Below are 23199 nucleotides of genomic sequence, written 5' to 3' on the forward strand. Positions count from 1 at the left end.
GATCACGGCCGGACGCTACGCCGCCGGGCCCTCGTAGGGCAGCAGCTCGGGGCGCTTGGGCGGCAGCCCGTCGCCCGAGGAGCGGCCGGTGAGCCGTCGGCCGATCCACGGCAGCAGGTGCTGCCGGGCGAAGCGGACGTCCGCGATCCGCCGGCTGGCCCACCCCGGAGGCGCGGTCACCGCCATCGGCGTGTGCCACTCGGCGTCCTCGGGGGCGTAGCCGAGCTTCTGCCAGACCGCCTCCGCGACCCTGCGGTGCCCCTCGGCCGTCAGGTGCAGCCGGTCGACGTCCCACAGGCGGGGGTCGCCGAGCGAGGGCGCGCCGTACAGGTCGACGACCACCGCGCCGTGGCGGGAGGCGAGCGCGTCGACGTGGTCGAACAGCTCCTCCATACGCGGCCGGAAGCGCTCCAGGACCGGTCCGCGCCGGCCCGGGCTGCGCATCAGCAGCAGCTGCTCGCAGGCCGGGGACAGCCGCTCCACGGCCTCGGTCAGCAGACCCCGCACCCGCCCCATGTCGCACTTGGGCCGCAGGGTGTCGTTGAGGCCGCCCACCAGAGTGATCACATCGGGCCGCATGGCCGCGGCCACGTCGACCTGCTCGTCGACGATCTGCTGGATCAGCTTGCCGCGGACGGCGAGGTTGGCGTACCGGAAGCCGGGGGCGACCGCCGCCATCCGGGCGGCGAGGAGGTCGGCCCAGCCGCGGTAGGAGCCGTCCGGCAGCAGGTCCGACATGCCCTCGGTGAAGGAGTCGCCGACCGCGACCAGGCTGGTGTGCGTGGGGTTCTTCTGCATGGCGACAGCGATGGTATCCCGGCACCATACCCGCCGGTCGGTCGGCCCGGGCGGCTCACCTCACGCCCGCTGCCCGAACAGCTCCCGCAGCACGTCCTCCATGGTCACCAGGCCGGCGAGCCGGCCGTCGTCGCCGAGGACGGCCGCCAGGTGCGTGCGGCTGCCGCGCATGGCGGTGAGCACGTCGTCCAGCGGTGTGCCCGCGCGGACGCGGGCGATGGACCGCATGTCCTCCACGCGGAACGGCACGTCCCGGCCCGGGGCGTCCAGCGCGTCCTTGACGTGCAGATAGCCGACGATGCGGCGCCCCTCGTCCACCACCGGGAAGCGGGAGAAGCCCGACCGGGCCGACAGCCGCTCCAGTTCGTCCGGTGTCACGCCCACGCGCGCGTAGACGACGCCCTCCAGCGGCAGGACGACGTCGCGCACCGGGCGGCGGCCCAGTTCCAGGGCGTCGTGCAGGCGCTCCCGGGCGCGCTCGTCGATCAGGCCCGCCTCGCCGGAGTCCCGTACGATCCGGGCCAGCTCGGCGTCCGAGAAGGTCGCCGCGACCTCGTCCTTGGTCTCCACCCGCAGCAGTTTCAGCAGTGCGTTGGCGAAGGCGTTGATCGCGAAGATCACCGGGCGCAGCGCCCGGGAGAGGGCGACCAGCGGCGGGCCGAGCAGCAGCGCGCTGCGCACCGGTTCGGCCAGTGCGATGTTCTTCGGCACCATCTCGCCCAGCAGCATGTGCAGATACGTCGCCAGGGTCAGCGCGATGACGAAGGACACCACGTGCCCCGCGCTCTCGGACACGCCGACGGCGTGGAAGACCGGCTCCAGCAGATGCGCGATGGCCGGCTCCGCGACCACGCCGAGGACCAGCGTGCACAGCGTGATGCCGAGCTGTGCGGCGGCCAGCAGCGCGGACACGTGCTGAAGGCCCCACAGAACGCTCCTGGCCCGCCGGTCGCCGTCCTCGGCGTACGGCTCGATCTGCGAACGGCGCACGGAGATCAGGGCGAACTCCGCCCCGACGAAGAAGGCGTTGACGACCAGGGTCGCGAAACCGATCAGCAGCTGTACGGCGGTCATCGGGCGTCCCCCTGCTCGTCCTTGGCCGCGGCCTCTTCCCCGTCGTCGAACGGCGCGTGCAGCACGACCCGTGCGGCCCGGCGCCCCGAGGCGTCCACCACGTCCAGCCGCCACCCGGCGACCTCCACGCGGTCACCCACGGCCGGGATCCGGCCCAGCTCCGCCGCGACGAGGCCGGCCAGCGTCTCGTACGGTCCCTCGGGGGCCCGGAGCCCGACGCGTGCGAGCTGGTCCACGCGGGCCGAACCGTCGGCCGAGTACAGCGCGTGGCCCTCGTCGTCGGTGCCCGCGGCGGCCAGGTCGGGCGTCTCGTGCGGGTCGTGCTCGTCGCGGACCTCGCCGACGACCTCCTCGACGATGTCCTCCAGCGTGGCCACGCCCGCGGTGCCGCCGTACTCGTCGATGACGACGGCCATGGTGCGCCTGCCGGACAACCGGTCCAGCAGCCGGTCGACGGTGAGCGTCTCCGGGACCAGGAGCGGTTCGCGCATCAGCTCGGAGACGAGGGTGCGGGTGCGGCGCTCGGCGGGTATCGCGAGGACGTCCTTGACGTGCGCGGTGCCCACCACCGCGTCGAGGGTGCCGCGGTAGACCGGGAACCGGGACAGGCCGGTCGCCCGGGTCGCGTTCGCCACGTCCTCGCAGGTCGCCTGCGCGTCGAGGGCGATGACCTGCACGCGGGGCGTCATCACGTTCTCCGCGGTGAGATCGGCGAGGTTGAGCGTCCGGACGAACAGCTCGGCGGTGTCGGGCTCCAGGGCGCCCTCCTTGGCGGAGTGCCGGGCCAGGGCCGCCAGTTCCTTGGGCCCGCGGGCGGAGGCCAGCTCCTCGGTGGGCTCCAGCCCGAAGCGGCGCACCACGCGGTTCGCGGTGTTGTTGAGATGGCTGATGAAGGGGCGGAAGGCCGCGCTGAACCAGCGCTGGCCGCTGCCCACCCGCTTGGCCACGGGCAGCGGCGAGGAGATCGCCCAGTTCTTGGGCACCAGCTCGCCGACGACCATCAGGAAGACGGTGGACAGCGCGGTGCCGAGCACCAGCGCGAGGGAGCTCGCCGCCGACGAGGGGATGCCCAGGGCCTCCAGCGGCCCCGCGATCAGCTTGGCGATGGACGGTTCGGCGAGCATGCCGACGACCAGGTTGGTGACGGTGATGCCGAGCTGGGCGCCGGAGAGCTGGAACGTCAGGTTCCGTACGGCCTTCAGCGCGCCCGTGGCGCCCCGCTCACCGCGCTCGGCGGCCCGTTCGAGCTCGCCGCGCTCGACCGTGGTCAGGGAGAACTCGGCCGCGACGAAGGCGCCGCAGGCGAGCGAGAGCAGGATCGCCACCAGCAGGAGGAGCACTTCGGTCATCGGGTCACCTCCGTCCCATCGTCGGACAGGGGAGGGAGGAACGCGCGATGTCGTGCGGCGCGCGGACTACCGGGGGGTTCGCCCATGGGCGGACGCTCACACCTTTCATGCAGGACCGGATGACCCTCACGGGAAGGACCGGAAGGCCCTCCCATGGTAAAGGATGAGCAAAGTAGGTCAGCCGGTGAGGGGCTTCACCCAGCGCCTCCAGTGCTCCTCGGGCGCGTACCCCGCGGCGCGCCAGGCATGGTGCGCCCGCTCGTTGCGCACCAGCACCATCGCGTCCCCGCGCCGCCCGCCGAGCAGGACGAGCCGCTCCTCGGCGGCGGCCAGCAGCGCCGAGCCGATGCCCTGCCGCCGCCGCGCGGGGTGCACGGCCAGCCGGTACAGATGGCAGCGCCAGCCGTCGAAGCCGGCGATCACCGTGCCGACGAGCTCGCCGTCCTGCTCGGCCAGGACGAGGGCCTCGGGGTCCCGCTCGACCAGTCGCCGGACGCCCGCCCGGTCGTCGCTGATGCTGGTGCCCTCGGCGGCCGTCCTCCAGAAGGCGAGGACGGCGTCGAGGTCGGCGGGCGTCGCGGCACGTATACGAAGATCGGGCATGCGGTGATCCCATCACCCGGTCCCGTCCCGGACCCGGAATTCCAGCATCCGGACGTCCGGCCGTCAGCGCCCGCCCAGCTCCGCGACGACCGGCGCGAACGCCTCCATGTACGGCTCCAGGACCGTCAGATAGGTGAAGCCGAACCGCTCGCGCCGGGCCAGTACCTGGGCGACGATCTGCCCGACCGTGCCGACCAGGAGGATGGGCAGCTCCAGGGCCTGCTCGACGGTCGAGTCCGGCAGCCGCTCCACGAGCGGCCGCACGGCGGCCGCGCGGTCGTCGGTGACCGCCACCATCTGCAGGAGCAGGTTCAGTTCGGCCGGTTCACCGCGGCCCTCGGCCAGCCGCCGGTAGCGCGCCACGCTCTCCCCGAGCTCGCCGGGAGCGACCGGCGTCAGCCGCCCGGTCGTGCTCCCCGGCACCAGGCGCGCACCCGTGAACGCCGCGATGTCGGCGTGTTCGGCGGTGAGTTGCATCATCCGGTCGCCGTTGCCGCCGATCATCAGCGGCACGCGTTTCTGCACCGGCCGCGGCTGGTGGTCGTCGGAGCCGAGCAGGCGGTCCACCTCCTCGACGGTCCGGCGCAGATGGTCCACGCGCTCGCCGGGGGAGCCGAACGGCAGCCCCGCCGCGTCGAGTTCGGACCGGACGTAGCCGGTGCCGAGGCCGAGCTCCAGCCGGCCGCCGGTCAGGGCATCCGTGGTGGCCACCTCACGGGCGAGCAGCGCGGGGTTCCAGAAGCCCGTGTTGAGCACGAAGGTGCCCAGCCGCGGCCGTTCGGTCACCGCGGCCGCGGCGACCAGCGCCGGGAACGGCGCGACCATGCCCAGGTGGTCGGGCACATGGATCACGTCGTAGCCGAGCTCCTCGGCCCGGCGGCACTTGGCGCGCCACTCCGCGGCGGGCGCGGGAACGGTCAGGCTGACACCGAAGCGGAAGGGGCGCGGCATGAACTCTCCTCACCTGCCTGTGACATGAGCGTCTGCCGGGAGTCCATCACTCGTGCGCGATGGCCGCCAGCACATTCATGCGGGACGCGCGCAGCGCGGGCAGCAGCGCCGCCACGATGCCCACCACCGCCGAGCCGATCACCACCGCGACGATCGTGGACCACGGGATCGCGAGCGCCTTCATGCCCTGGAGCGCCAGCACCTGCTGGGTGCACACGCCCCACACGAGCCCCAGGGCGAGCCCGAGCACGGCGCCGAAGACCGCGATCACCACCGACTCCAGCCGGATCATCCGGCGCAGCTGCCGCCGGGCGAGTCCGATGGCCCGCAGCAGCCCGATCTCCCGGGTCCGCTCCACCACCGACAGGGCGAGGGTGTTGACCACGCCGAGCACCGCGATGATGATCGCCAGCCCCAGCAGGGCGTAGACGAGGTAGAGCAGCACGGCGATCTGGTCGTGCACCAGCTTCTTGTAGTCGGCCTGGTCGCGCACCTGGACCTGCGGATACGGCGCGAGGGTCCGGTCGAGGTTCGCGCGCAGCCGGTCGGCGTTCGTGCCGGCGGACTTGTCGACGTACAGTGCGGAGTCCTGGCCGCCCGGCACGTACTTCTCGACCGTGGAGATCCCGAAGAACAGCCCGCCCTGCATGCCGAAGCCGCCGCTGTTGTCCTGGTCGGTGAGGGCGCCGACCTTCAGCGAGGTCCGCTGTCCGCCGGGGAACTCGACCGGAAGCGTGCTGCCGACGCGCACATGGTGGTCGTCCGCGAAGCCGCGGTCCATGCCGAGGCTGCCGGGCGCCAGCGCGGCCGCCGTGTTCCCGGCCACGTAGGTCACGTGCGCGACGTCGTCCACGCCGTTGTCGTAGCCCGCCGCGGTGGTCTCGACCCGCTTGCCGTCCGGCAGCCGTACGGCGACCGGTGCGAACCGCTGCCGTACGACGAGGCCCACGCCCTTCGTGCCGCGGACCGCGTCGGTGACCTCCTGCGTGAACGGCACGAAGTTGCTGTTCTGGATCACGAAGTCGGCGCCCAGCGTCTTGTCGATCTGCTGGTCGAAGGACTTGGACATGGAGGCGCTGGCCACCGACATGCCGCCGACCAGGGCGAGTCCGACCATGAGGGCGGCCGCGGTGGCGCCGGTACGGCGGGGGTTGCGCAGGGCGTTGCGCTGGCTCATCCGGCCGACGGAGCCGAACAGGGCCGGGAAGGCGCCGCCCAGCACCCGGATGACGGGCCGGACCAGGAGCGGTCCGGCGATCACCGTCGCGATGAGGGTGAGGACCACGCCGAGGCCCAGCAGCGAGGCGGACGAGGCCGTCCTCGTCGCCGTGGCGCAGCCGGCCAGGGCGGCCGCGCCGAGCACGCCGACGACCGAGCCGACGATCGCCCGGGTCCTGAGCGGTTTGCCGATCCCGGCGATCTCGGCGTCCGCGAGGGCGGCCATCGGGGAGACGCCCGCCGCGCGGCGGGCCGGCAGGTACGCCGCGACGAAGGTGACGCCGATCCCGACGACGTAGGCCGCCACGGGAGTGCCCCAACCGACCACCATCTCCGTGGTCTTGAGGTTCATCCCGAACGTGCTCATGAGCTTGATCAGCCCGGCGGCCAGCCCGATGCCGGCCGCCAGGCCGAGCGTCGAGCCGACCAGGCCGAGCAGCACGGCCTCGGTGAGCACCGACCGCCGCACCTGCCGCCGGTCGGCGCCCAGCGCCCTGAGCAGGCCCAGTTCCCGGGTGCGCTGGGCGATCAGCATGGAGAAGGTGTTGACGATCAGGAAGACACCGACCAGGACGGCGACCCCGGCGAAGCCGAGCATCACGTACTTGATGACGTCGAGGAACCCGCCGAGGTCCGCGGCGGCCGACTTGGCCTGCTCGTCGGCCGTCTTGATGTCGTAGGGGCCGGTGCCGACCGCGGCGGCGACGCGGCGCTTGAGCTGCGCGTCGCTCACCCCCTTCGCCGCGTTCACCTCGATGCTGGTGGCCCTGCTCGCCGAGCCGAGCAGCTGGGTGGCCGCGGTCCCCGGGTCGAGGAAGACCAGGGCGGCACCGGGGTTGGTGGTCTTGAAGGTGGCGATGCCGACGACGCGGACCTTGAAGGTGCCCGGCTGCGCGAGCACGGTCAGGGTGTCACCGATCTTCACGTGCTTCTTGTCGGCCGTGTCGGCGTCCAGCAGGGCCTCGTCGCCGCTCTGCGGGGCCTCGCCCGAGGTCAGCGCCACGGGGCTGCGGTCGGTGACGTACCAGTCGGAGGCGATGGTGGGCGCGCCCGTGGTCGGCCCCACCGACTTGTTCGCGCTGTCGACGACGGTGATGTTCTGCACGCTCACGTCGGCGTGCACCGAACCGGCCCCGGGGACCTTCGCCAGGCGCTGTGCGAGCGCGGCGGGCACGGTCTGCGCCTGGCCGGTGGGGACCTGCGACTTGAGGTCCTGCTTCGGTTCCACCGTCACGTCGGCGGAGGTGGAGGCGAACAGCCGGTCGAAGGTGCGGGTGACCGTGTCGGAGAAGATCAGGCTGCCCGCGACGAACGCCACGGACAGGATGATCGCGAGCGCGGACAGCAGAAGCCTGCCCTTGTGCGCCAGGAAGCTCCTGAGCGTTGCCTTGAGCACGGCGTCAGCCCTCCTCGACCGCCGGGGCGCCGTCCGCCCCGGCCTGGCCGCGGATCACGTCGAAGCGTTTCATCCGCTCCAGCACCGCCTCGGCCGTCGGCCGCTGCATCTCGTCGACGATCCGGCCGTCGCCGAGGAAGAGCACCAGGTCGGAGTGGGCGGCGGCACCGGGGTCGTGGGTGACCATGACGACGGTCTGGCCGAGCTGGTCCACGGCCTCGCGCAGGAAGCCGAGGACCTCCAGGCCGGCCCGCGAGTCGAGGTTGCCGGTCGGCTCGTCCGCGAAGATCAGCTCCGGGCGGGAGGCGAGCGCCCGCGCGCAGGCCACGCGCTGCTGCTGGCCGCCGGAGAGCTGCGCGGGCCGGTGCTTCAGCCGGTCGCGCAGCCCCAGGGTGTCGATGACCTGGTCCAGCCACTTCTCGTCGGGCCTCTTGCCCGCGATGTCCATGGGCAGGGTGATGTTCTCGGCCGCGTTCAGCGTCGGGATCAGGTTGAACGACTGGAACATGAACCCGATCCGGTCCCGGCGCAGCCGGGTCAGCTCGCGGTCCTTCAGCCCCGTGATCTCGGTGTCGCCGAGCCACACCTGACCGGCCGACACGGTGTCGAGCCCCGCCAGGCAGTGCATCAGTGTCGACTTCCCGGAGCCCGAGGGCCCCATGACCGCGGTGAAGCGGCCGCGTGCGATGTCCACGTCCACCGAGTCGAGGGCGAGCACGGTCGTCTCGCCCGAGCCGTACGCCTTGGTCAGGCCGCGGGCTCGGGCCGCGATCCCGCCGGCCGGCGCATGGCCGGGGACGTGCTCCGCAGCTGATGTGGACAAGGCTGCCTCCTCGCTCACCTGGACGTGCCACTCCCTCGTCGCGGCCGAGCCTAGTGTGAGCGGGCCCACAGCCGGAATCCACCGGGGGTGCAGGTCCGTCTCCACCCCAGGTCGTGTCCCGGATACCGATGTAAGGGGCACGCTCCACCCGCGGGAGGAGCGCGGCAAGGGCCGGCGGGGAGAGCGGGGGGGGGAGGACCACTTGCCCCTGCTAGCGCCTCGGCGCTAGCTTCTAGGTATGGCGAAGACCCAGTTGAACGTGCGCGTGGACGAGGACACGGCCCGCGCCGCCCGCGAGCGCGCCCTGGCCCGCGGCATGAGCGTCAATCGCTACATAGAAGAGCTGGTCAGACAGGACACCGGCGAGGTGGGCCACACCTTCGTGGAGGCCGCCGCCGACTTCATGAAGCAGTACGAGGCCGTGTTCGCCGAGGAGTTCGACGCGGAGCGCACGTCCGGACGCGGCGAAGGTCGTCACTGATCCCTTGAGCCGACTCAGCATCGACCTCGCCTGGCTCCTCATGCTCGCCGAACAGAAGACGCCCGGGGACCCCCAGGTCACCGACTGGGGTGCCCTGATCGCCGCCGTCGCACGCCACGAGGCGGAGATATTCGGCGTCCCCGTCTACGACAGCCCCCACGCGCGCGCCGCCGCACTGCTCCAACTCCTCATCCACGTACCGGCCCTGGAACGCTCCAACGCGCTGTTCGCCTCCGCCGTGGCCTACGCCTACCTGGTCGCCAGCGGACTGAAGGTGGCCACCTCCCCGGTGCAGGTCCGCGATCTGGCCCGGCTGGTCAAGCGGGGCGACGCGACGGTTCAGGACATCGCCGCCGAGCTGCGCGGATGGACGACCGCCTGATCATCTCGCGGCGGCGGGATCCCGGGACTCCGGCCGCCAGGCCGTGCCCAGTACGCAGTACGAGGTCGGCAGGGTCGGTCCGGCCTCGGGCATCATCGTCCGCCGGTAGGGGCCGAGCACGAACCCGGCCGCGCGCAGGGCGGCGACCGGGTCCCGGCCCACGTGGCAGCCGCCGTTGAGCGGCGGCCACACCGTGCGGTCCAGGGCGCGCTGCGTGAGGCGCATGAACCGGCCGCCGCCGCGGCCGTGCTCGAAGAACCGCACCGCCCCGCCGGGGCGCAGCACCCGCCGTACCTCGGCCAGCGCGCGCGGGACGTCGCGCACGCTGCACAGCACCAGCGAGACCACCGCCGCGTCGTAGGCCTCGCTCTTGACAGGCAGGGCCTCGGCGGCGCCCGGTGCGACGTCCACCGGCACCTCGCTGCGCAGGGCGGACTCGACGGCCAACTGCCGCAGCCTGCGCTCCGGTTCGATCGCCACCACCTCCGAGACGGTGCCCGGATAGTGCGCGAAGTTCAGACCGTTGCCCGCGCCGATCTCGATCACCCGCCCGGACAGCCCCGACAGGAGCCGTTCGCGGACGGCGCCCATCCCCATCCGGGTCTCGGCCCGCACGCTGATCCGGGCGTAGCAGCGGGCGAACAGCGGATGGTGCACGGGATCGCGCGCCACCTTGCCGGCGCCGGGGGACCGCAGTGGCATGGGACCTCCCTCGCACGATGTTCCTTACCGCGATTCTCCCCCGTGACGGCCTCGCGCACCCCCGCCGCCACCCGCGTGAACCCGGCCCGGGCCGGCGGCCCGACTCGCCCTCGGCCCCGCGCCATCGACCACCATCCGCGCGGCGCGTTCGCCCGGTCGGGCCTCCGCGCACGGATCGAGCGGGTCCGCCTGCTCGGTGACGGTGACCCGGTCCGACGGCACCCCCGTCCGCTCGTCCGAATGGCAGAACGGGCACTCATCGGCATGATTTCAATACGGAGCGCACGGACGAAACGGAAATAGTCTGCCCTTCGCGACAGCTCGCACGAGGAACGACGAAGGGTGTCGACATGCCAGCGCCAGGCCGCTCGAGGCGGCGTCCGTCCCGGTTCGTCCTCGGCGCCCTCGCCGCGTCGGCCGCGCTGCTCGCGTCCACCGTCGGCCCGGCCACGGCCGCCGCCACCGGAACCGCCACCGGAACCACCGCCACCGGAACCGCCGACGGCGGCGTCCCGTCCGCGATCAGCACGTTCTCGACGGGCTACCAGACGCCCTGGGACATCACGTTCATGCCGGACGGCCGCTCGGCGCTGGTCACCCAGCGGCTCGACTACCAGGTCTTCCGGCTCGGCCTCGACGGAAAGAAGACACGGGTCGGCGAGGTGCCCGGCACCGTCCCCGAGCCCTACGACGACGGCCCCGGCGGCCTGCTCGGCGTCGCCCCGTCACCCACCTGGGACGGCAAGAAGGACAAGCAGGTCTTCTTCGTGCACACCACGAGGACCGAGACCCGCGTCGTCCGGATGGACTACGACGGCAGGTCGCTCAGCCACTACAAGGTGCTGATCAAGGGGATCAAGCGGATCGGCAACCACAACGGCGGCCAGATCCGCTTCGGTCCCGACGGATACCTCTACGTCACCACCGGCGACGCCTACACCCCGCGGCTGGCCCAGGACCGCACGTCGCTCAACGGCAAGATCCTGCGCATCACCAGGACCGGCGCCGCCGCCCCGGGCAACCCGTTCGGCGACCGCGTCTACAGCCTCGGCCACCGCAACCCCGAGGGCCTCGCCTGGGACCGCAACGGCAACCTCTGGGAGACGGAGATCGGCGACCAGACCTGGGACGAGCTCAACCTCATCGAGCCGGGCCGCAACTACGGCTGGCCCGCCTGCGAGGGCGGCTGCGACAGGCCGGGCATGACCAATCCCAAGGTGGTCTTCTCCCCGAAGTGGGGCGTGCCCGCCCAGATCGCCGTCGTACGCAACGTCCTGTACGTGTCGTCGCTGCGCGGAAAGCGGCTGTGGCGCATCCCGATCGACGGCGACAGCGGCCGCCTCGGCACCGCGGTCGACTTCTACCCCGGCGAGTTCGGCCGGCTGCGCGCGCTCGCCGTCGTGCCCGGCACCGACGACCTGCTGATCGGCACCAGCGACGCCGGATACGGCAAGGACAGGATCCTGCGCCTGTCCGTCACGTGACCCCCGCACGTCGACCCCTCCACCCCTCCCGGAAAGGACGCCCCACCATGAACGACGTCACCGAACAGGTCAGGACCGTCGAGCAGACCCCCGCCCGGGAGCCGGACGGTGCCACCTGGCAGACCCCCTCCTACGAGGTCGTCGACACCGCACTCGAGGTCACCGCCTACTCCCTCAGCTCCCGCTGAGCCGGCACCATGCAGCTGCTGGTACTGGGCACCGCCGCCGGCGGCGGCATCCCGCAGTGGAACTGCGCGTGTCCCGGCTGCCGCGGGGCACGCGCGCATCCCGACCGGCGCCGGCGCCACGCCTCCCTGGCCGTACGCGCCCCTGACGGCCGCTGGTACCTCGTCAACGCGACCCCCGACATCGGCGACCAGATCGAGAGCCGGCCCGAACTGCACCCCGGGCCGGGCCCCCGCCGCACGCCCGTCGCCGGGCTGGTCCTCACCGACGCCGAACTCGACCACACGCTCGGCATCGCGCGGCTGCGGGAGGCCGACGGCATCGAGGTGGTCGCGACGGCCCCGGTGCGCCGCGCGCTCCTGGACCGGCTGCACCTCGGCGACGTACTGGCGCCGTACACCCGCGTGACCTGGCGCGAGCTGCCGCGGCACGGCGCCGGACCACTCCACCCCGGCACGCCGGGCCTGCAGATCAGCGGCATCCCCGTGTCGGGCAAGCGCCCGCGCTACGCCGCCGACGCCCCGGACGACGACGCCTGGGTCGTCGCGCTGCGGCTGTACGACCCGGTCTGCGGCACCACCGCGCTCTACGCCCCGGCCCTGGCGGACTGGCCGGACCGCCTCCAGCAGGCCGCCGAGGAGGCCGACTGCGTCATCGTGGACGGCACCTTCTGGGACGACGAGGAACCCCGCCGCACGGGCATCTCCGGACGGACCGCCACCGGCATGGGCCATCTGCCCGTCGACGGGCCGAACGGCACCGCCGCGCGCCTCGCCCGTCTCTCCGCCCGATGCCTCTACACGCACCTCAACAACACCAACCCCCTCGTCGACCCGGCGGCGCCCGAGCACAAGCGGCTCGCCCGGCTGGGCATCGAGGTGGCCGCCGACGGGATGGAGATCGACCTGTGAGCACCGCAGCACCGCTGACGTCCGCCCCGCTCGCGGAGCCCTGGGGCGCCGCGGAGTTCGAGGCGCGGCTGCGTGCCGTGGGCGAGGAGCGGTACCACGACCGCCACCCCTTCAACCTCCGTATGCACAGCGGCGATCTGAGCCGGGAGGAACTGCGCCGCTGGATCGCCAACCGCTTCCACTACCAGCGCCACATCCCCGTCAAGGACGCGCTGATCACCGCCAAGCTGGAGACGCCCGCGCTGCGCAGGACGTGGCTGCGGCGCATCCAGGACCACGACGGGCAGCAGGACGGCGAGGGCGGCATCGAGCGGTGGCTGCGGCTGGGCGAGGCGGCCGGCCTGGACCGCGGGACGCTGCTCGGCGCCGGCACCGTGCTCCCGGGCGTACGGCTGGCGGTCGACGGATACGTCAACTTCTGCCGGCTGCGCCCGCCCCTCGACGCGGTCGCCGCGTCGCTGACCGAACTGTCGGCCCCCGACCTGATGCGCACCCGCATCGAGGCCTTCGAGCGCCACTACCCATGGATCGAGGCCGAGGGGCTCGCCTACTTCCGCACCCGCGTCTCCCAGGGACGGCGCGACAGCCGGGAGGCCCTCGACCTGGTGCTCGGCTGGGCCCGCACCCGGGACGAGCAGGAACGGGCCGTGACGGCACTGCGGTTCAAGTGCGACGTGCTGTGGTCGCTGCTCGACGCGGTGGACCAGGCCGGTCACCGGGAGGAGGCGTGACGGCCACGTCGGCCGACTGGCGGCCCAGGCTCGCGCCCGCGATCGTCCTGCGCCACGACCGCGTCCGGGACACGGATCTGCTGCTGCTCCCCGAACGCGTCGTCGTCCTGCGGGGCGCGGCCGGGGCGGTCGTCGGCCTGTGCGACGGGACGCGCAGCGTGCGCGACATCGTCGGCGAGCTGGCCGGCCGCTTCCCCGGTACCCCCGTGGCCACCGACGTGCCTCCCTTCCTGGAGGACATGCGCGAGGAGGGCTGGCTGCGTTGACCACGGCCGATCCGACCCCCGTACCCGCCCCCGGCCGCCCCTGGGCCCTGCTGGCCGAGCTCACCCACGCCTGCCCGCTGCGCTGCGGGTACTGCTCCAACCCGCTGGAGCTGACCCGGCGTTCGCGCGAGCTGAGCACCGGGCAGTGGGCGGACGTGCTGCGCCAGGCCGGCGAGCTGGGCGTGGTGCACACCCATCTCTCCGGCGGTGAACCGCTGGTGCGGCGCGACCTGGAGGAGATCGTCGCCGCGGCCGAGAGCGCCGGCATCTACACCCAGCTCGTCACCAGCGGCGTGGGCCTGGACCGCGCCCGGCTGTCGGCGCTCACCGACGCGGGGCTGCGCAGCGTCCAGCTGTCCGTCCAGCACGCCGATCCGGACGCCTCCGACCGGATCGCCGGGCGCCGGTCCTTCGCGGACAAGGAACGCGCCGCGGCACTCGTACGGGCCGCCGGGCTCCCGCTCGGCCTCAACGTCGTCCTGCACCGCGAGAACCTCGACGCGATCGACGCCGTCGTCGCACTCGGCCTGTCCTGGGGCGTGGACCGCATCGAACTGGCCAACACGCAGTTCTACGGCTGGGGGCTGCTCAACCGTGCCGCACTGCTGCCCACCCGCGACCAGCTCACCCGCGCCCAGGCGGCCGTCGGGCGATGGCGCGAGCGGCTCACACCCGACGGCCCCGCCCTGGTCTGGGTCGTCCCCGACTACTTCGACGGCGTGGCCAAGCCCTGCATGGGCGGCTGGGGGGCCGTCTCGCTCACCGTCACCCCGGACGGCACTGCCCTGCCCTGCCCGGCCGCGGCCTGTCTGCCGGACCTGGATCCGCCCAACGTCCGCGACCACCCGCTGACCTGGATCTGGGACCACTCCGGAGCCTTCGCCCGCTACCGCGGAACCGACTGGATGCCCGCCCCCTGCCGCGGCTGCTCCCGCCGCGACGAGGACTTCGGCGGCTGCCGCTGCCAGTCCTACGCGCTCACCGGCGACCCCGCCCGCACGGACCCGGCCTGCCGCCTGTCCCCGGACCACGCCCTGGTCCGGAGCCTGACGGACGGGCCCGCGGCGGCCGGACCGGCGACGATCGTCCGGCGGGCACCGACCCGCCCCGAGCCGGCCGGGCGGCCACCGGACACCCGTGTCGACACCGCCGCGGGCCGGCGCACCTAAGGCGTGTTGCGAAAGTCCCGCCCGCCCGGCGGGCGGACGACGCCACTTTCGCGACTTGCCCTAGGGTGCTTCCCGCTCCCGAAACGCCCTTGCGTCCCACGTCCCGTCCAGCCGTGGGGCCAGCCAGTCCCGGGCCGCGGTGCGGAAGCCGGCGGGTTCCAGGGCCGCCGCACCGGCCGGAAGGGCGCCCAGCAGGGGTGCGTCCGTGACGTCCGGGAGGTCGGCCAGGTTGCAGCGGGAGGCCAGGTCGGGGGAGCCGGGCCAGGCGCCGATCACCATGCCCAGCAGATCCAGGCCGCGGGCGCGCAGTTCGCGTGCCGTCAGCTCCGAGGTGTTCAGGGTGCCGAGGCCCGGCGACGTGACGACCAGGACCGGTGCGCGCAGCAGTGCGGCCGCGTCCGCCAGGGTGCCGCCCGCCGGGTCGAAGCGGACCAGCAGGCCGCCCGCTCCCTCCACCAGGACCAGGTCGTGCCCGGTGGCCAGCTTGGCGGCGGCCTCGGCGACGTCCTGCGGGCGCACCGCCGTCATCCCGGCGCGCCGCGCGGCCGTCTCCGGTGCCAACGGCTCGGGGTAGCGGGCGAGTTCGGCCGTCGTGACGGCGCCCGCGAGCCGCGCCACCTCCGCGGCGTCACCGGGCTCGTCCGGCCGCACACCGGTCTGCGCGGCCTTGAGCACGGCCACCGACCGGCCGGCCGCGAGCGCGTTGGCGGCCACCGCGGCCGTCGTGATCGTCTTGCCGACCTCCGTGCCGGTACCCGTGATCATCAGGATCGGCATGTTCATCCCTCCCGCGCCGCCGCACACACCGCGCGCGCGATCCGCGCCACGTCGGCGTCCCCGGTGACGTACGGCGGCATCGTGTAGATCAGGTCGCGGAAGGGCCGCAGCCACACGCCCTCGCGTACGGCCGCCTGCGCCGCGGCCCTCATGTCCACGGCGTGATCCAGCTGGACCACGCCGATGGCGCCGAGGACGCGCACGTCCCGCACGCCCGGCAGCTCCAGCGCCGGCGCCAGCCCCGCCCGCAGCCCCGCCTCGATCCGCTTGACCTCCGCCAGCCAGTCCTGGCCGAGCAGCAGCTCGATCGAGGCGCAGGCGACGGAGGCGGCGAGCGGGTTGCCCATGAAGGTCGGGCCGTGGGCCAGGACCGGCACCTCGCCCCGCGAGATGCCCTCGGCCACCTTCGGCGTGCACAGGGTGGCCGCCATGGTCAGGTAGCCGCCGGTGAGCGCCTTGCCGACGCACATCACGTCCGGCGTCACGGCCGCGTGCCCGGCCGCGAACAGCGAGCCCGTACGGCCGAACCCGGTCGCGATCTCGTCGAACACCAGCAGGACGCCGTGCGCGTCGCACGCCTCGCGCAGCACCCGCAGATACGCGGGGGAGTGGAAGCGCATCCCGCCGGCGCCCTGCACCACCGGTTCCACGATCACGGCGGCCAGTTCGTCGGCGTGCCGCTCGATCGCCGCGCGCAGCCGCTGCGCGTACGAGTCGTCGTACTCGGCCGGAGGCGCGTCCACGAACACCTGCCGGGGCAGCACCCCGGTCCACAGCTCGTGCATCCCGCCCTCGGGGTCGCACACCGACATCGGCTGCCAGGTGTCGCCGTGGTAGCCGCCGCGCCAGGTCAGCAGCCGCCGTTTGGCGGGGCGGCCCAGCGAGCGCCAGTACTGCAGGCACATCTTGACCGCGACCTCGACCGACACCGAGCCGGAGTCGGCGAGGAAGACATGCTCCAGACCGTCGGGCGACATGTCGACAAGGAGCTTCGCGAGCCGGACGGCGGGCTCGTGCGTGAGCCCGCCGAACATCACATGGCTCATCCGGCCCAGCTGCTCGCGCGCGGCCTCGTTGAGCACCGGGTGGTTGTAGCCGTGGATCGCCGACCACCAGGAGGACATCCCGTCGACCAGCTCGCCCGAGCCGTCCGCCATGCGCAGCCGCACCCCGCTCGCCGACTCCACGACGAGCGGTTCGGCCCGGCCGGGCATGGGGCCGTACGGATGCCACACATGTCGCCGGTCCAGCTCCAGCAGGTCGGGGACGGGCAGGTCAGGCATTGGGCGCGAGGTCCGTTCCGGCACCGCGGCGGCGGACGGCGACCAGGTCGGAACGCAGCTCGCCCGCCGCGGGCACGGCCGCGGCCGTACCGCGCACGTCGCCGCCCTCGTGCGCCCCGCAGCCGGCGTCCTCGTGGGACCCGCAGCCGGCACCGGCGTGCGTACCGCACCCGCCGCCCGCCGTCGCCCGGTGCTCCGGCAGCGTCACCTCGCCGGCGCCCTCCACCTCGAACCCGGCGTCCGCGATCATCTCCAGGTCGGTCCGGCCCGCCTGGCCCTCACTGGTGAGGTAGTCGCCGAGGAAGATCGAGTTGGCGAGGTGCAGCGCGAGCGGCTGCATCGTGCGCAGATGCACCTCGCGGCCGCCCGCGATGCGCACCTCGACGTCCGGGCACACGAACCGCACCATCGCCAGGATGCGCAGGCAGCGCTGGGGGGTGAGGTGCCACTCCGTGGCCAGCGGGGTGCCCTCCATCGGGATCAGGAAGTTCACCGGCACCGAGTCCGGGTCCAGCTCGCGCAGCGAGAAGACGACGTCCACCAGGTCCTCGTCGCTCTCGCCCATGCCGGCGATCAGGCCCGAGCAGGCGGACAGCCCGGCCGCGTGCGCCTTGGACACCGTGTCCACCCGGTCGGCGTACGTGTGGGTGGTCGTGATGTCCCCGTACGTCGCCTCGGACGTGTTGAGGTTGTGGTTGTAGGCGTCCGCGCCGGCCTCACGCAGCCGCTCGGCCTGGCCGTCGGAGAGCAGGCCCAGGCAGGCGCACACCTCGACGTTCTCGTTCTCGCCCTTGATCGCCTTGATGGTGCCCGCGACCCGGTCGATGTCCCGGTCGGTCGGGCCGCGCCCGGAGGCCACCAGGCACACCCGCTTGGCGCCGCCGGCCAGTCCCGCGGCGGCGGCCTGCGAGGCCTGTTCGGGCTTGAGCCAGGTGTACTTGAGGATGTCGGCCTTCGAGCCCAGCCGCTGGGAGCAGTACGAGCAGTCCTCGGGACACAGGCCCGACTTGAGGTTGACGAGATAGTTGAGTTTCACCCGTCGGCCGAACCACTGCCGGCGCACCTTCCCGGCCGCGGCCACCACGTCGAGCACGTCGTCGTCCGACGTGGCGAGAACGGCCAGAGCTTCCTCGCGGGTCGGCAGCTCGCGCCGAAGCCCCTTGTCCACCAGCGTGTTCAGCAGGTCCATGAGAGCCGATCCTGTCCTACCGACCCGCTCGGGGCCAAGGAGAGATGGAACAAGAGAGTCACTTCGTCGTGTGTGTATTGCCACATCATGGGGTGGCGCGCGTCCGGCTAGTGTCTGTTCACTGCCTACAAAAGCCCCGGAGGAGTCATGGCGTTCGGCTGGATCGACGAACAGGCGCGGCAGCGCCGTCGCGCCGGACTCGTACGGACCCTGCGGCCGCGCCCCGCGGACTCCGCGCTCCTCGATCTCGCGAGCAACGACTACCTGGGTCTCGCCCGTCACCCGGAGGTCGCCGAGGGCGCGGCCGGTGCGGCGCGGACCTGGGGCGGCGGCGCGACGGGCTCCCGGCTCGTCACCGGCACCACCGAGCTCCACACCGAGCTGGAGCGGGAGCTCGCGGACTTCTGCGGCTTCGAGGCGGCCCTGGTCTTCTCCTCCGGCTACGCGGCCAACCTCGCCGCGGTCGCCACGCTGGCCCCGCACGGTTCGCTGATCGTCTCCGACGCGGGCAACCACGCCTCCCTGATCGACGGCTGCCGGCTGGCCCGGGGCACCCGGCAGGTGGTCGGGCACGCCGACCCGGAGGCCGTGCGCAAGGCGCTGCGGACGCACGAGGGTCCGGCCGTCGTGGTGTCGGACACCGTCTTCTCCGTCGACGGCGACGCGGCCCCGCTGGCCGAACTGGCCGCGGCCTGCCGTGAGCGCGGCGCGGGACTGCTCGTCGACGACGCCCACGGCCTGGGCGTCCTGGGCGAGGGCGGCCGCGGTGCCGCACAGGCCGCAGGGCTGGCGGGCGCGGACGACCTCGTCGTCACGGTCACGCTGTCGAAGTCGCTCGGCAGCCAGGGCGGAGCCGTCCTCGGTCCCGCCCGGGTCGTCGACCATCTGGTCAACGCGGCCCGGACGTTCATCTTCGACACGGGACTCGCGCCCGCCGCGGCGGGCGCGGCCCTCGCGGCCCTCCGGCTGCTGCGCCGCGAGCCGCAGCGGGCGGCACGGGCGCGCTCGGTGGCCGCAGAACTGCACGCACGGCTGACCGCCGCGGGGCATGAGGCGGTACGCCCGGACGCCGCGGTGGTCTCGGTGCGCGCGCCCTCCCCGGAACAGGCCGTGCGGTGGGCGGCCGACTGCCGTACGGCCGGCCTCGCCGTGGGGTGCTTCCGTCCTCCTTCGGTGCCCGACGGCATCTCACGGCTGAGGCTGACCGCCCGTGCGGACCTGACCGGGGCAGAGATCGAACGCGCTGTCCTGGTGATCGGCGAGACGCGACCATGAGTCGGCGTGACACGGCCGTGTGCCGCACGACGCAGGACTGATCAGGACACGACTGCGGCGGTGAAGTCCGTCCAGCTCCCGGGGGAGAAGAGCAGGGCGGGACCGCTCGGGTCCTTGGAGTCGCGCACGGCGAGCAGCCCGGCCAGGGGCCCGGAGCGCGGGCGCGCCGTTTCGACGCAGTTGTTGGCTCCGGTGCTGTAGCTGCTGCGCAGCCACCGCACGTCGTGCAGATCGTTGCTGGAAGGTACGTTCCGAGGCAGTGCGGACATGGTGCCTCCTTACGCGCCGTCACCTATCGCGGCGATGTAATCCAACGAGTCCTCGGGCGAAAGGGCGTGGGACTGGAGGTCCTTGAAGGCCTCGCTGTAAGCCCGGAGGTCTTCTTTCCGTTCCAGGTAGAGGCTACTCGTCAAGTGGTCGAGAACAACCACGTCCAGATCAGAAGTGCTCGAAAATGAGAAGATTACGAAAGGGCCGGTGACGCCGACATGCGCACCGGCGGCGAACGGCAGTACCTGCAGCCGCACTTGAGGCAGCTGCGCCGTGTCCAGCAGCCGCCGCAGCTGAAGCGCCATGACGTCGGGGCCGCCGACCTCCCGGCGCAGCACCGCCTCGTCGAGCACCGCGCTCAGGCTCAGCGGCCGGTCCGAGCGCAGCACGTCCTGCCTGGCCAGCCGGACCTCGACCAGGGCGTCGAGCCGGTCGTCGTCCGGTCCGCCGACCGCCGCCCTGGTCACCGCGCGTGCGTACTCGGGCGTCTGGAGCAGGCCGGGCACGACGGACGTCTCCAGCGTGCTCATCGCACTCGCCTGGGACTCCAGGCTGATGAAGTCCCGGTAGGTGGGCGGCAGCACCCCGCGATAGGCGTGCCACCAGTGGTGCCGGCCGCCGCTCTCGTCGGAACCCGCCAACACCAGGAGCAACTCCCGCAGTTGGGCGTCCGACACGGCGTAGACGTCGAGAAGTAACCGCACATCGGCCGGTTTCACCCCGCTGGCGCCGGTTTCGATGCGGCTCACCTTCGACTGGTGCCAGCCCGCGAGCCGGGCCGCCTCACCGCTCGTGAGCCCCGCACTCGCGCGCAACTCACGCAGTTCGGCGCCCAGCTTCCGGCGGCGCACCGCGGGACCGTGCTGCATGCGCTACTCCTTACTCCTTACGGGCCACCCAAATACGGTCTCCCGTCGCAGAGTTCACCGCATCGAGCGACAGATATATGCATATCTTGGTGGATCGCCACCCGTGACAGGCGCAGTAATGGCAGTCTGGCGACGAAGCACCAGTCCGGGACCGTACTCGAACCATCCGCTCCGTGTCGGACTCCGGCCCCGTGGGAAAGGGACGACCGCGCCATGGCAGACCATCTGGAAGCATCCGTCACTCTGCCGAGCGAGCCGGCCTCGGTCTCCGCGGCCCGTGGCTACGTGGTCGACACGCTCGCGGAGTGGGGCCTTCCAGCGAGCAGCGACACGGCCGAGACCGTCCGGCTCATCGTCTCCGAACTGGCCACCAACGCCGTACAGCACACCTTCGGGCAGTCACCCACCTTCACCGTGGACATCCAACTCCACCGTGACGAGGAACTGCGCATCGGCGTCACGGACTCCCACCCCCGCTTCCCGAAGCGACTGCCCGCCGCCGTCCAGCAGGACAACGGCCGGGGCATGGTGATCATCCGCTGGCTGGCCGCCGAGTGCGGCGGAAGACTGCGGGTGCGGCCCACCAGGGAGGGCGGCAAGACGGTCTCCATCGAACTTCCCTGGACCGCCCCCGCGCAGCCCGTGACGGCGGCGGGGCAGCAGGAGCCGTAGCGGAGCGGCGGGCCTCAGCCGGACGCGGCGGCGCGGCTGCGCGTCGTCACCTCGACCACCGGCAGCACGACCCGGTGGTGGTGGACGTCAGCACGCCCCTGCTCGGCCGTGGCGCACACGGCGGCGGGCGCGCCGGTCCGGCGACGCCGTGGTCGGCGCGCCCGAGCGGCGTCTCGGTGCGCGCGGTGCGGGGACGGTGCTCGGCCATGCCCCGCGGGTAACCCGTCGAGCCCGGGTCAGGCCCCGCGGGGGCGACGGCGTGTCAGGTCGCCCCCGCCCCCGCGGGAGAGTCAGCTGACCCGGCCGTACCAGACGCTCTTCGTCCAGATCTTCTGCAGCTTCACGACGTCGCCCGTCTTCGGGGCGTGCCAGATCTTCCCCTTCCCGGCGTAGATGCCCACGTGGTAGACGCTGTGGCCGGAGTGGAAGAACACGAGGTCTCCGGCCTTACGGTGTTTCGCGGAGACGTGGTGGGTCCGGTTGTACTGCTGGGCCGCCGTGCGGGGCAGTTTCTTGCCCGCCTTCTTGAACGAGTACAGCGTGAGCCCGGAGCAGTCGAACCTGTGCGGTCCCGCGGCTCCCCACTTGTAGGGAGAACCCTTTTTGGCGGCCGCGATGTGAAGTGCCTTCGTCGCCGACGTGGCGGCCGCGGCCTCGGAGGCGACACCCGGCACCACGACCGAGCCGCCCACCGCGGCGAGGGTGAGAGCCGAGGCCGTACCGGCCCGGACCATGAGCGACGGGACACGATTGAGCGCAGTCATGCGCAACCCTTCGTCAGCCGCCTGTGAAGGATGACCTGTCGGATTCGGGCTGGCGAAGTTGCCCGGCCGCTGACGCGGCTTCACCCCAAGGGCTGCTCGACCCGGCCATGGCGTGACCGTTCCGGCGACCCGTCGTGCTTGGGTCCTCCACTCCTGCCGATCCACTCCTGTCGACCAGTCATCCGGGCGGCGGCAGGACTCGGCGTCCGCCCGGATCGCCCCGCCGCTGCAGCGGGGGCTTGTCGTCAGACAGGGATCTTCGCCTACCGATGTCCGAAAATCCCAATGGAACCGGGGGTTTGTGTTGTTACTCACCACTCGCCCGTTCGGGTGGACACCCCTGTGTTCGAACCGGTGTTGAGGGCCCGGACGAGCCTCGGACCAGCGGCGGAACGCTCTGTTCCGCCCTGGGGCCGACGTGTTGCGCAACTCGGACCGTCGAAAAATTGGACCTGTGTCTACTCCGAAAGGCGGTACACCATTTGGTCCGTTTAGAGGCTGGTCCGGACGTCCCGCCGTCGAAACGCGATGTCCGGACCGTCCGAGCACGCGTCAACTGTCGGGGAGCGAGGGCACCGTGACCCGTGCGGTGCGCCGCTCGCCGTCCAGGACCCGCAGCGCGCGGATCAGCGTCGGCGCGTGCACCTCCGTCTCGCCGCGCTGGTGCATCAGCGCCAGCGCGTCGCGCAGCTCTGCCGCCTTGCTCACCAGCGCCTGCGCGGCCCGCAGTCCGCCGTAGGTGTCTCCGTGGTGTGCCGGATTGATGCGTCCGAGCAGGTCGACGACGTCGAGGTAACGGTCGATCAACTCGCCCTCGGCGCGGGTGAGGGCGGGCAGCGGAGGCAGTTCGGGTGGGAGCATCGGGCCGCTCACCGCCCGGTGGGCGGGGCCAGGGTGGCCGTGCGGCTGGTGACGATGCGGTCCACCAGCCCGTACTCCAGCGCCCCTTGGGCGTCGAGGATGTGGTCGCGCTCGATGTCGGCGCTCACCTGCTCGTGGCTGCGCCCGGTGTGCCGGACCAGCATCTCCTCGAGGCGCTCCCGCGTCCGCGTCAGCTCGTCGGCCTGGATGGCGAGATCGCTGGCCTGGCCCTGGACCGGTTCGTACAGCGCCGGCTGGTGGATCACCACCCGTGCGCCCGGCAGCGCCAGCCGCTTGCCGGGCGTGCCGGCCGCGAGCAGCACCGCCGCCGACGAGCCCGCCTGTCCCATGCAGATCGTCTCCACGTCGCAACCGACGAAGCACATGGTGTCGTAGATCGCCGACATGGCCGTGTAGGAGCCGCCGGGGGAGTTGATGTACAGCGAGATGTCCCGGTCCGGGTCCTGGTGCTCGAGATGCATGAACTGCGCCAGCACGTCGTTCGCCGACGTGTCGTCGATCGGCGTGCCGAGGAAGACGATCCGCTCCTCCAGCAGCTTCGCGTACGGATCCAGCGTCTTCTGCCCGGCGCTGGTGCGCTCGGTGAACTGCGGCAGGACGTGGCGGGCGGACGGTCGGGTCATGGCATACCCCTCCTCGCGACAGAGCTGTCTCTGTAAAAAATGTACAGGACGTACATGACGTTATGATGGAG

The 23199-nt window shown here is 72.5% G+C and carries 26 protein-coding genes and 1 riboswitch; of the genes, 10 read left to right on the forward strand and 16 right to left on the reverse strand.

The window, feature by feature from the left end; genetic code table 11:
• Positions 1 to 15: 15 nt before the first annotated feature.
• The 7 genes from ACIRPX_RS17125 to ACIRPX_RS17155 form a co-directional block, all read right to left on the reverse strand.
• Positions 16 to 798 (reverse strand): SGNH/GDSL hydrolase family protein, encoded by a 783-nt coding sequence (locus ACIRPX_RS17125; protein ID WP_404194555.1) that lies wholly within the window; start codon positions 796 to 798, stop codon positions 16 to 18.
• Between the two features lie 60 nt (positions 799 to 858).
• On the reverse strand, positions 859 to 1872 hold the full coding sequence (locus ACIRPX_RS17130) for a hemolysin family protein (protein WP_404194558.1): 1014 nt from the start codon (positions 1870 to 1872) through the stop codon (positions 859 to 861).
• Positions 1869 to 3221 (reverse strand): hemolysin family protein, encoded by a 1353-nt coding sequence (locus ACIRPX_RS17135; RefSeq protein WP_404194560.1) that lies wholly within the window; start codon positions 3219 to 3221, stop codon positions 1869 to 1871. The genes ACIRPX_RS17130 and ACIRPX_RS17135 overlap by 4 nt, the downstream gene beginning before the upstream one ends.
• Positions 3222 to 3398: 177 nt before the next feature.
• The gene (locus ACIRPX_RS17140) at positions 3399 to 3824 is read right to left on the reverse strand and encodes a GNAT family N-acetyltransferase (RefSeq protein ID WP_404194563.1); all 426 of its coding nucleotides are present in this window, start codon (positions 3822 to 3824) and stop codon (positions 3399 to 3401) included.
• Positions 3825 to 3887: 63 nt separating this feature from the next.
• On the reverse strand, positions 3888 to 4775 hold the full coding sequence (locus ACIRPX_RS17145) for an LLM class F420-dependent oxidoreductase (RefSeq protein WP_404194566.1): 888 nt from the start codon (positions 4773 to 4775) through the stop codon (positions 3888 to 3890).
• Positions 4776 to 4821: 46 nt separating this feature from the next.
• A complete protein-coding gene (locus ACIRPX_RS17150) occupies positions 4822 to 7389 on the reverse strand; it encodes an ABC transporter permease (protein WP_404194569.1) in 2568 nt (855 codons plus the stop codon).
• Positions 7390 to 7393: 4 nt separating this feature from the next.
• Entirely contained in the window at positions 7394 to 8212 is an 819-nt protein-coding gene (locus ACIRPX_RS17155; protein ID WP_404194571.1) for an ABC transporter ATP-binding protein, read from the reverse strand.
• 238 nt (positions 8213 to 8450) lie between these two features.
• On the opposite strand from ACIRPX_RS17155, the gene ACIRPX_RS17160 reads away from it, so the two are divergent.
• Positions 8451 to 8693 carry a toxin-antitoxin system HicB family antitoxin gene (locus ACIRPX_RS17160; protein ID WP_404194574.1) on the forward strand — a complete coding sequence of 81 codons (243 nt, stop codon included), beginning with the start codon at positions 8451 to 8453 and terminating at the stop codon, positions 8691 to 8693.
• Between the two features lie 4 nt (positions 8694 to 8697).
• Positions 8698 to 9075: a fic family toxin-antitoxin system, toxin component gene (locus ACIRPX_RS17165; RefSeq protein ID WP_404194577.1), complete on the forward strand. Its 378-nt coding sequence runs from the start codon at positions 8698 to 8700 to the stop codon at positions 9073 to 9075.
• Here the strand turns inward: ACIRPX_RS17165 and ACIRPX_RS17170 are convergent, their stop codons facing one another.
• On the reverse strand, positions 9076 to 9777 hold the full coding sequence (locus tag ACIRPX_RS17170) for a class I SAM-dependent methyltransferase (protein WP_404194579.1): 702 nt from the start codon (positions 9775 to 9777) through the stop codon (positions 9076 to 9078). It abuts the gene before it with no gap.
• Positions 9778 to 10127: 350 nt separating this feature from the next.
• On the opposite strand from ACIRPX_RS17170, the gene ACIRPX_RS17175 reads away from it, so the two are divergent.
• From ACIRPX_RS17175 to pqqE, 6 genes are read left to right on the forward strand one after another with little or no spacing between them, the layout of a single operon-like run.
• Positions 10128 to 11261, forward strand: coding sequence for a PQQ-dependent sugar dehydrogenase (locus ACIRPX_RS17175; protein WP_404194582.1), 1134 nt, complete (start codon positions 10128 to 10130; stop codon positions 11259 to 11261).
• Positions 11262 to 11308: 47 nt separating this feature from the next.
• Positions 11309 to 11449: a pyrroloquinoline quinone precursor peptide PqqA gene (pqqA, locus tag ACIRPX_RS17180; protein ID WP_404194585.1), complete on the forward strand. Its 141-nt coding sequence runs from the start codon at positions 11309 to 11311 to the stop codon at positions 11447 to 11449.
• Between the two features lie 9 nt (positions 11450 to 11458).
• On the forward strand, positions 11459 to 12358 hold the full coding sequence (gene pqqB / locus ACIRPX_RS17185; protein ID WP_404194588.1) for a pyrroloquinoline quinone biosynthesis protein PqqB: 900 nt from the start codon (positions 11459 to 11461) through the stop codon (positions 12356 to 12358).
• 14 nt (positions 12359 to 12372) lie between these two features.
• Positions 12373 to 13089 (forward strand): pyrroloquinoline-quinone synthase PqqC, encoded by a 717-nt coding sequence (pqqC, locus tag ACIRPX_RS17190; protein ID WP_404194867.1) that lies wholly within the window; start codon positions 12373 to 12375, stop codon positions 13087 to 13089.
• The gene (gene pqqD, locus ACIRPX_RS17195; RefSeq protein WP_404194591.1) at positions 13086 to 13355 is read left to right on the forward strand and encodes a pyrroloquinoline quinone biosynthesis peptide chaperone PqqD; all 270 of its coding nucleotides are present in this window, start codon (positions 13086 to 13088) and stop codon (positions 13353 to 13355) included. The genes pqqC and pqqD overlap by 4 nt, the downstream gene beginning before the upstream one ends.
• On the forward strand, positions 13343 to 14524 hold the full coding sequence (gene pqqE / locus ACIRPX_RS17200; protein ID WP_404194870.1) for a pyrroloquinoline quinone biosynthesis protein PqqE: 1182 nt from the start codon (positions 13343 to 13345) through the stop codon (positions 14522 to 14524). Before pqqD ends, pqqE begins: the two co-directional genes overlap by 13 nt.
• 60 nt (positions 14525 to 14584) lie before the next feature.
• On the opposite strand, the gene bioD is transcribed toward pqqE, so the two are convergent.
• Genes bioD through bioB form a run of 3 tightly spaced genes read right to left on the reverse strand, consistent with a single transcriptional unit; the run spans position 14585 to position 17773 of the window.
• Positions 14585 to 15301, reverse strand: a complete 717-nt coding sequence (gene bioD / locus ACIRPX_RS17205; protein ID WP_404194873.1) for a dethiobiotin synthase — start codon at positions 15299 to 15301, stop codon at positions 14585 to 14587.
• Between the two features lie 2 nt (positions 15302 to 15303).
• Positions 15304 to 16584, reverse strand: a complete 1281-nt coding sequence (locus ACIRPX_RS17210) for an adenosylmethionine--8-amino-7-oxononanoate transaminase (protein ID WP_404194593.1) — start codon at positions 16582 to 16584, stop codon at positions 15304 to 15306.
• Positions 16577 to 17773: a biotin synthase BioB gene (gene bioB / locus ACIRPX_RS17215; protein WP_404194596.1), complete on the reverse strand. Its 1197-nt coding sequence runs from the start codon at positions 17771 to 17773 to the stop codon at positions 16577 to 16579. The genes ACIRPX_RS17210 and bioB overlap by 8 nt, the downstream gene beginning before the upstream one ends.
• Before the next feature lie 147 nt (positions 17774 to 17920).
• On the opposite strand from bioB, the gene ACIRPX_RS17220 reads away from it, so the two are divergent.
• Positions 17921 to 19048, forward strand: coding sequence for an 8-amino-7-oxononanoate synthase (locus ACIRPX_RS17220; RefSeq protein ID WP_404194599.1), 1128 nt, complete (start codon positions 17921 to 17923; stop codon positions 19046 to 19048).
• A gap of 41 nt (positions 19049 to 19089) precedes the next feature.
• On the opposite strand, the gene ACIRPX_RS17225 is transcribed toward ACIRPX_RS17220, so the two are convergent.
• Both ACIRPX_RS17225 and ACIRPX_RS17230 read right to left on the reverse strand, forming a co-directional pair.
• Positions 19090 to 19317 carry a DUF397 domain-containing protein gene (locus tag ACIRPX_RS17225; RefSeq protein ID WP_404194601.1) on the reverse strand — a complete coding sequence of 76 codons (228 nt, stop codon included), beginning with the start codon at positions 19315 to 19317 and terminating at the stop codon, positions 19090 to 19092.
• Between the two features lie 9 nt (positions 19318 to 19326).
• Positions 19327 to 20187, reverse strand: coding sequence for a helix-turn-helix domain-containing protein (locus ACIRPX_RS17230; protein ID WP_404194604.1), 861 nt, complete (start codon positions 20185 to 20187; stop codon positions 19327 to 19329).
• Positions 20188 to 20400: 213 nt separating this feature from the next.
• Between ACIRPX_RS17230 and ACIRPX_RS17235 the strand changes: the two genes are divergently transcribed.
• Positions 20401 to 20859, forward strand: coding sequence for an ATP-binding protein (locus ACIRPX_RS17235; protein WP_404194606.1), 459 nt, complete (start codon positions 20401 to 20403; stop codon positions 20857 to 20859).
• A gap of 290 nt (positions 20860 to 21149) precedes the next feature.
• On the opposite strand, the gene ACIRPX_RS17240 is transcribed toward ACIRPX_RS17235, so the two are convergent.
• The 3 genes from ACIRPX_RS17240 to ACIRPX_RS17250 form a co-directional block, all read right to left on the reverse strand.
• On the reverse strand, positions 21150 to 21623 hold the full coding sequence (locus ACIRPX_RS17240; protein WP_404194609.1) for a C40 family peptidase: 474 nt from the start codon (positions 21621 to 21623) through the stop codon (positions 21150 to 21152).
• A gap of 3 nt (positions 21624 to 21626) precedes the next feature.
• Positions 21627 to 21838, reverse strand: a riboswitch (cyclic di-AMP (ydaO/yuaA leader).
• A 337-nt stretch (positions 21839 to 22175) separates the two neighbouring features.
• Positions 22176 to 22484, reverse strand: coding sequence for a hypothetical protein (locus ACIRPX_RS17245; protein WP_404194611.1), 309 nt, complete (start codon positions 22482 to 22484; stop codon positions 22176 to 22178).
• An 8-nt stretch (positions 22485 to 22492) separates the two neighbouring features.
• The gene (locus tag ACIRPX_RS17250) at positions 22493 to 23128 is read right to left on the reverse strand and encodes an ATP-dependent Clp protease proteolytic subunit (RefSeq protein ID WP_404194614.1); all 636 of its coding nucleotides are present in this window, start codon (positions 23126 to 23128) and stop codon (positions 22493 to 22495) included.
• Positions 23129 to 23199 lie beyond the last annotated feature (71 nt).

This window comes from Streptomyces sp. NPDC101225 (genome assembly GCF_044767585.1).
Classification (GTDB): Bacteria; Actinomycetota; Actinomycetes; order Streptomycetales; family Streptomycetaceae; genus Streptomyces.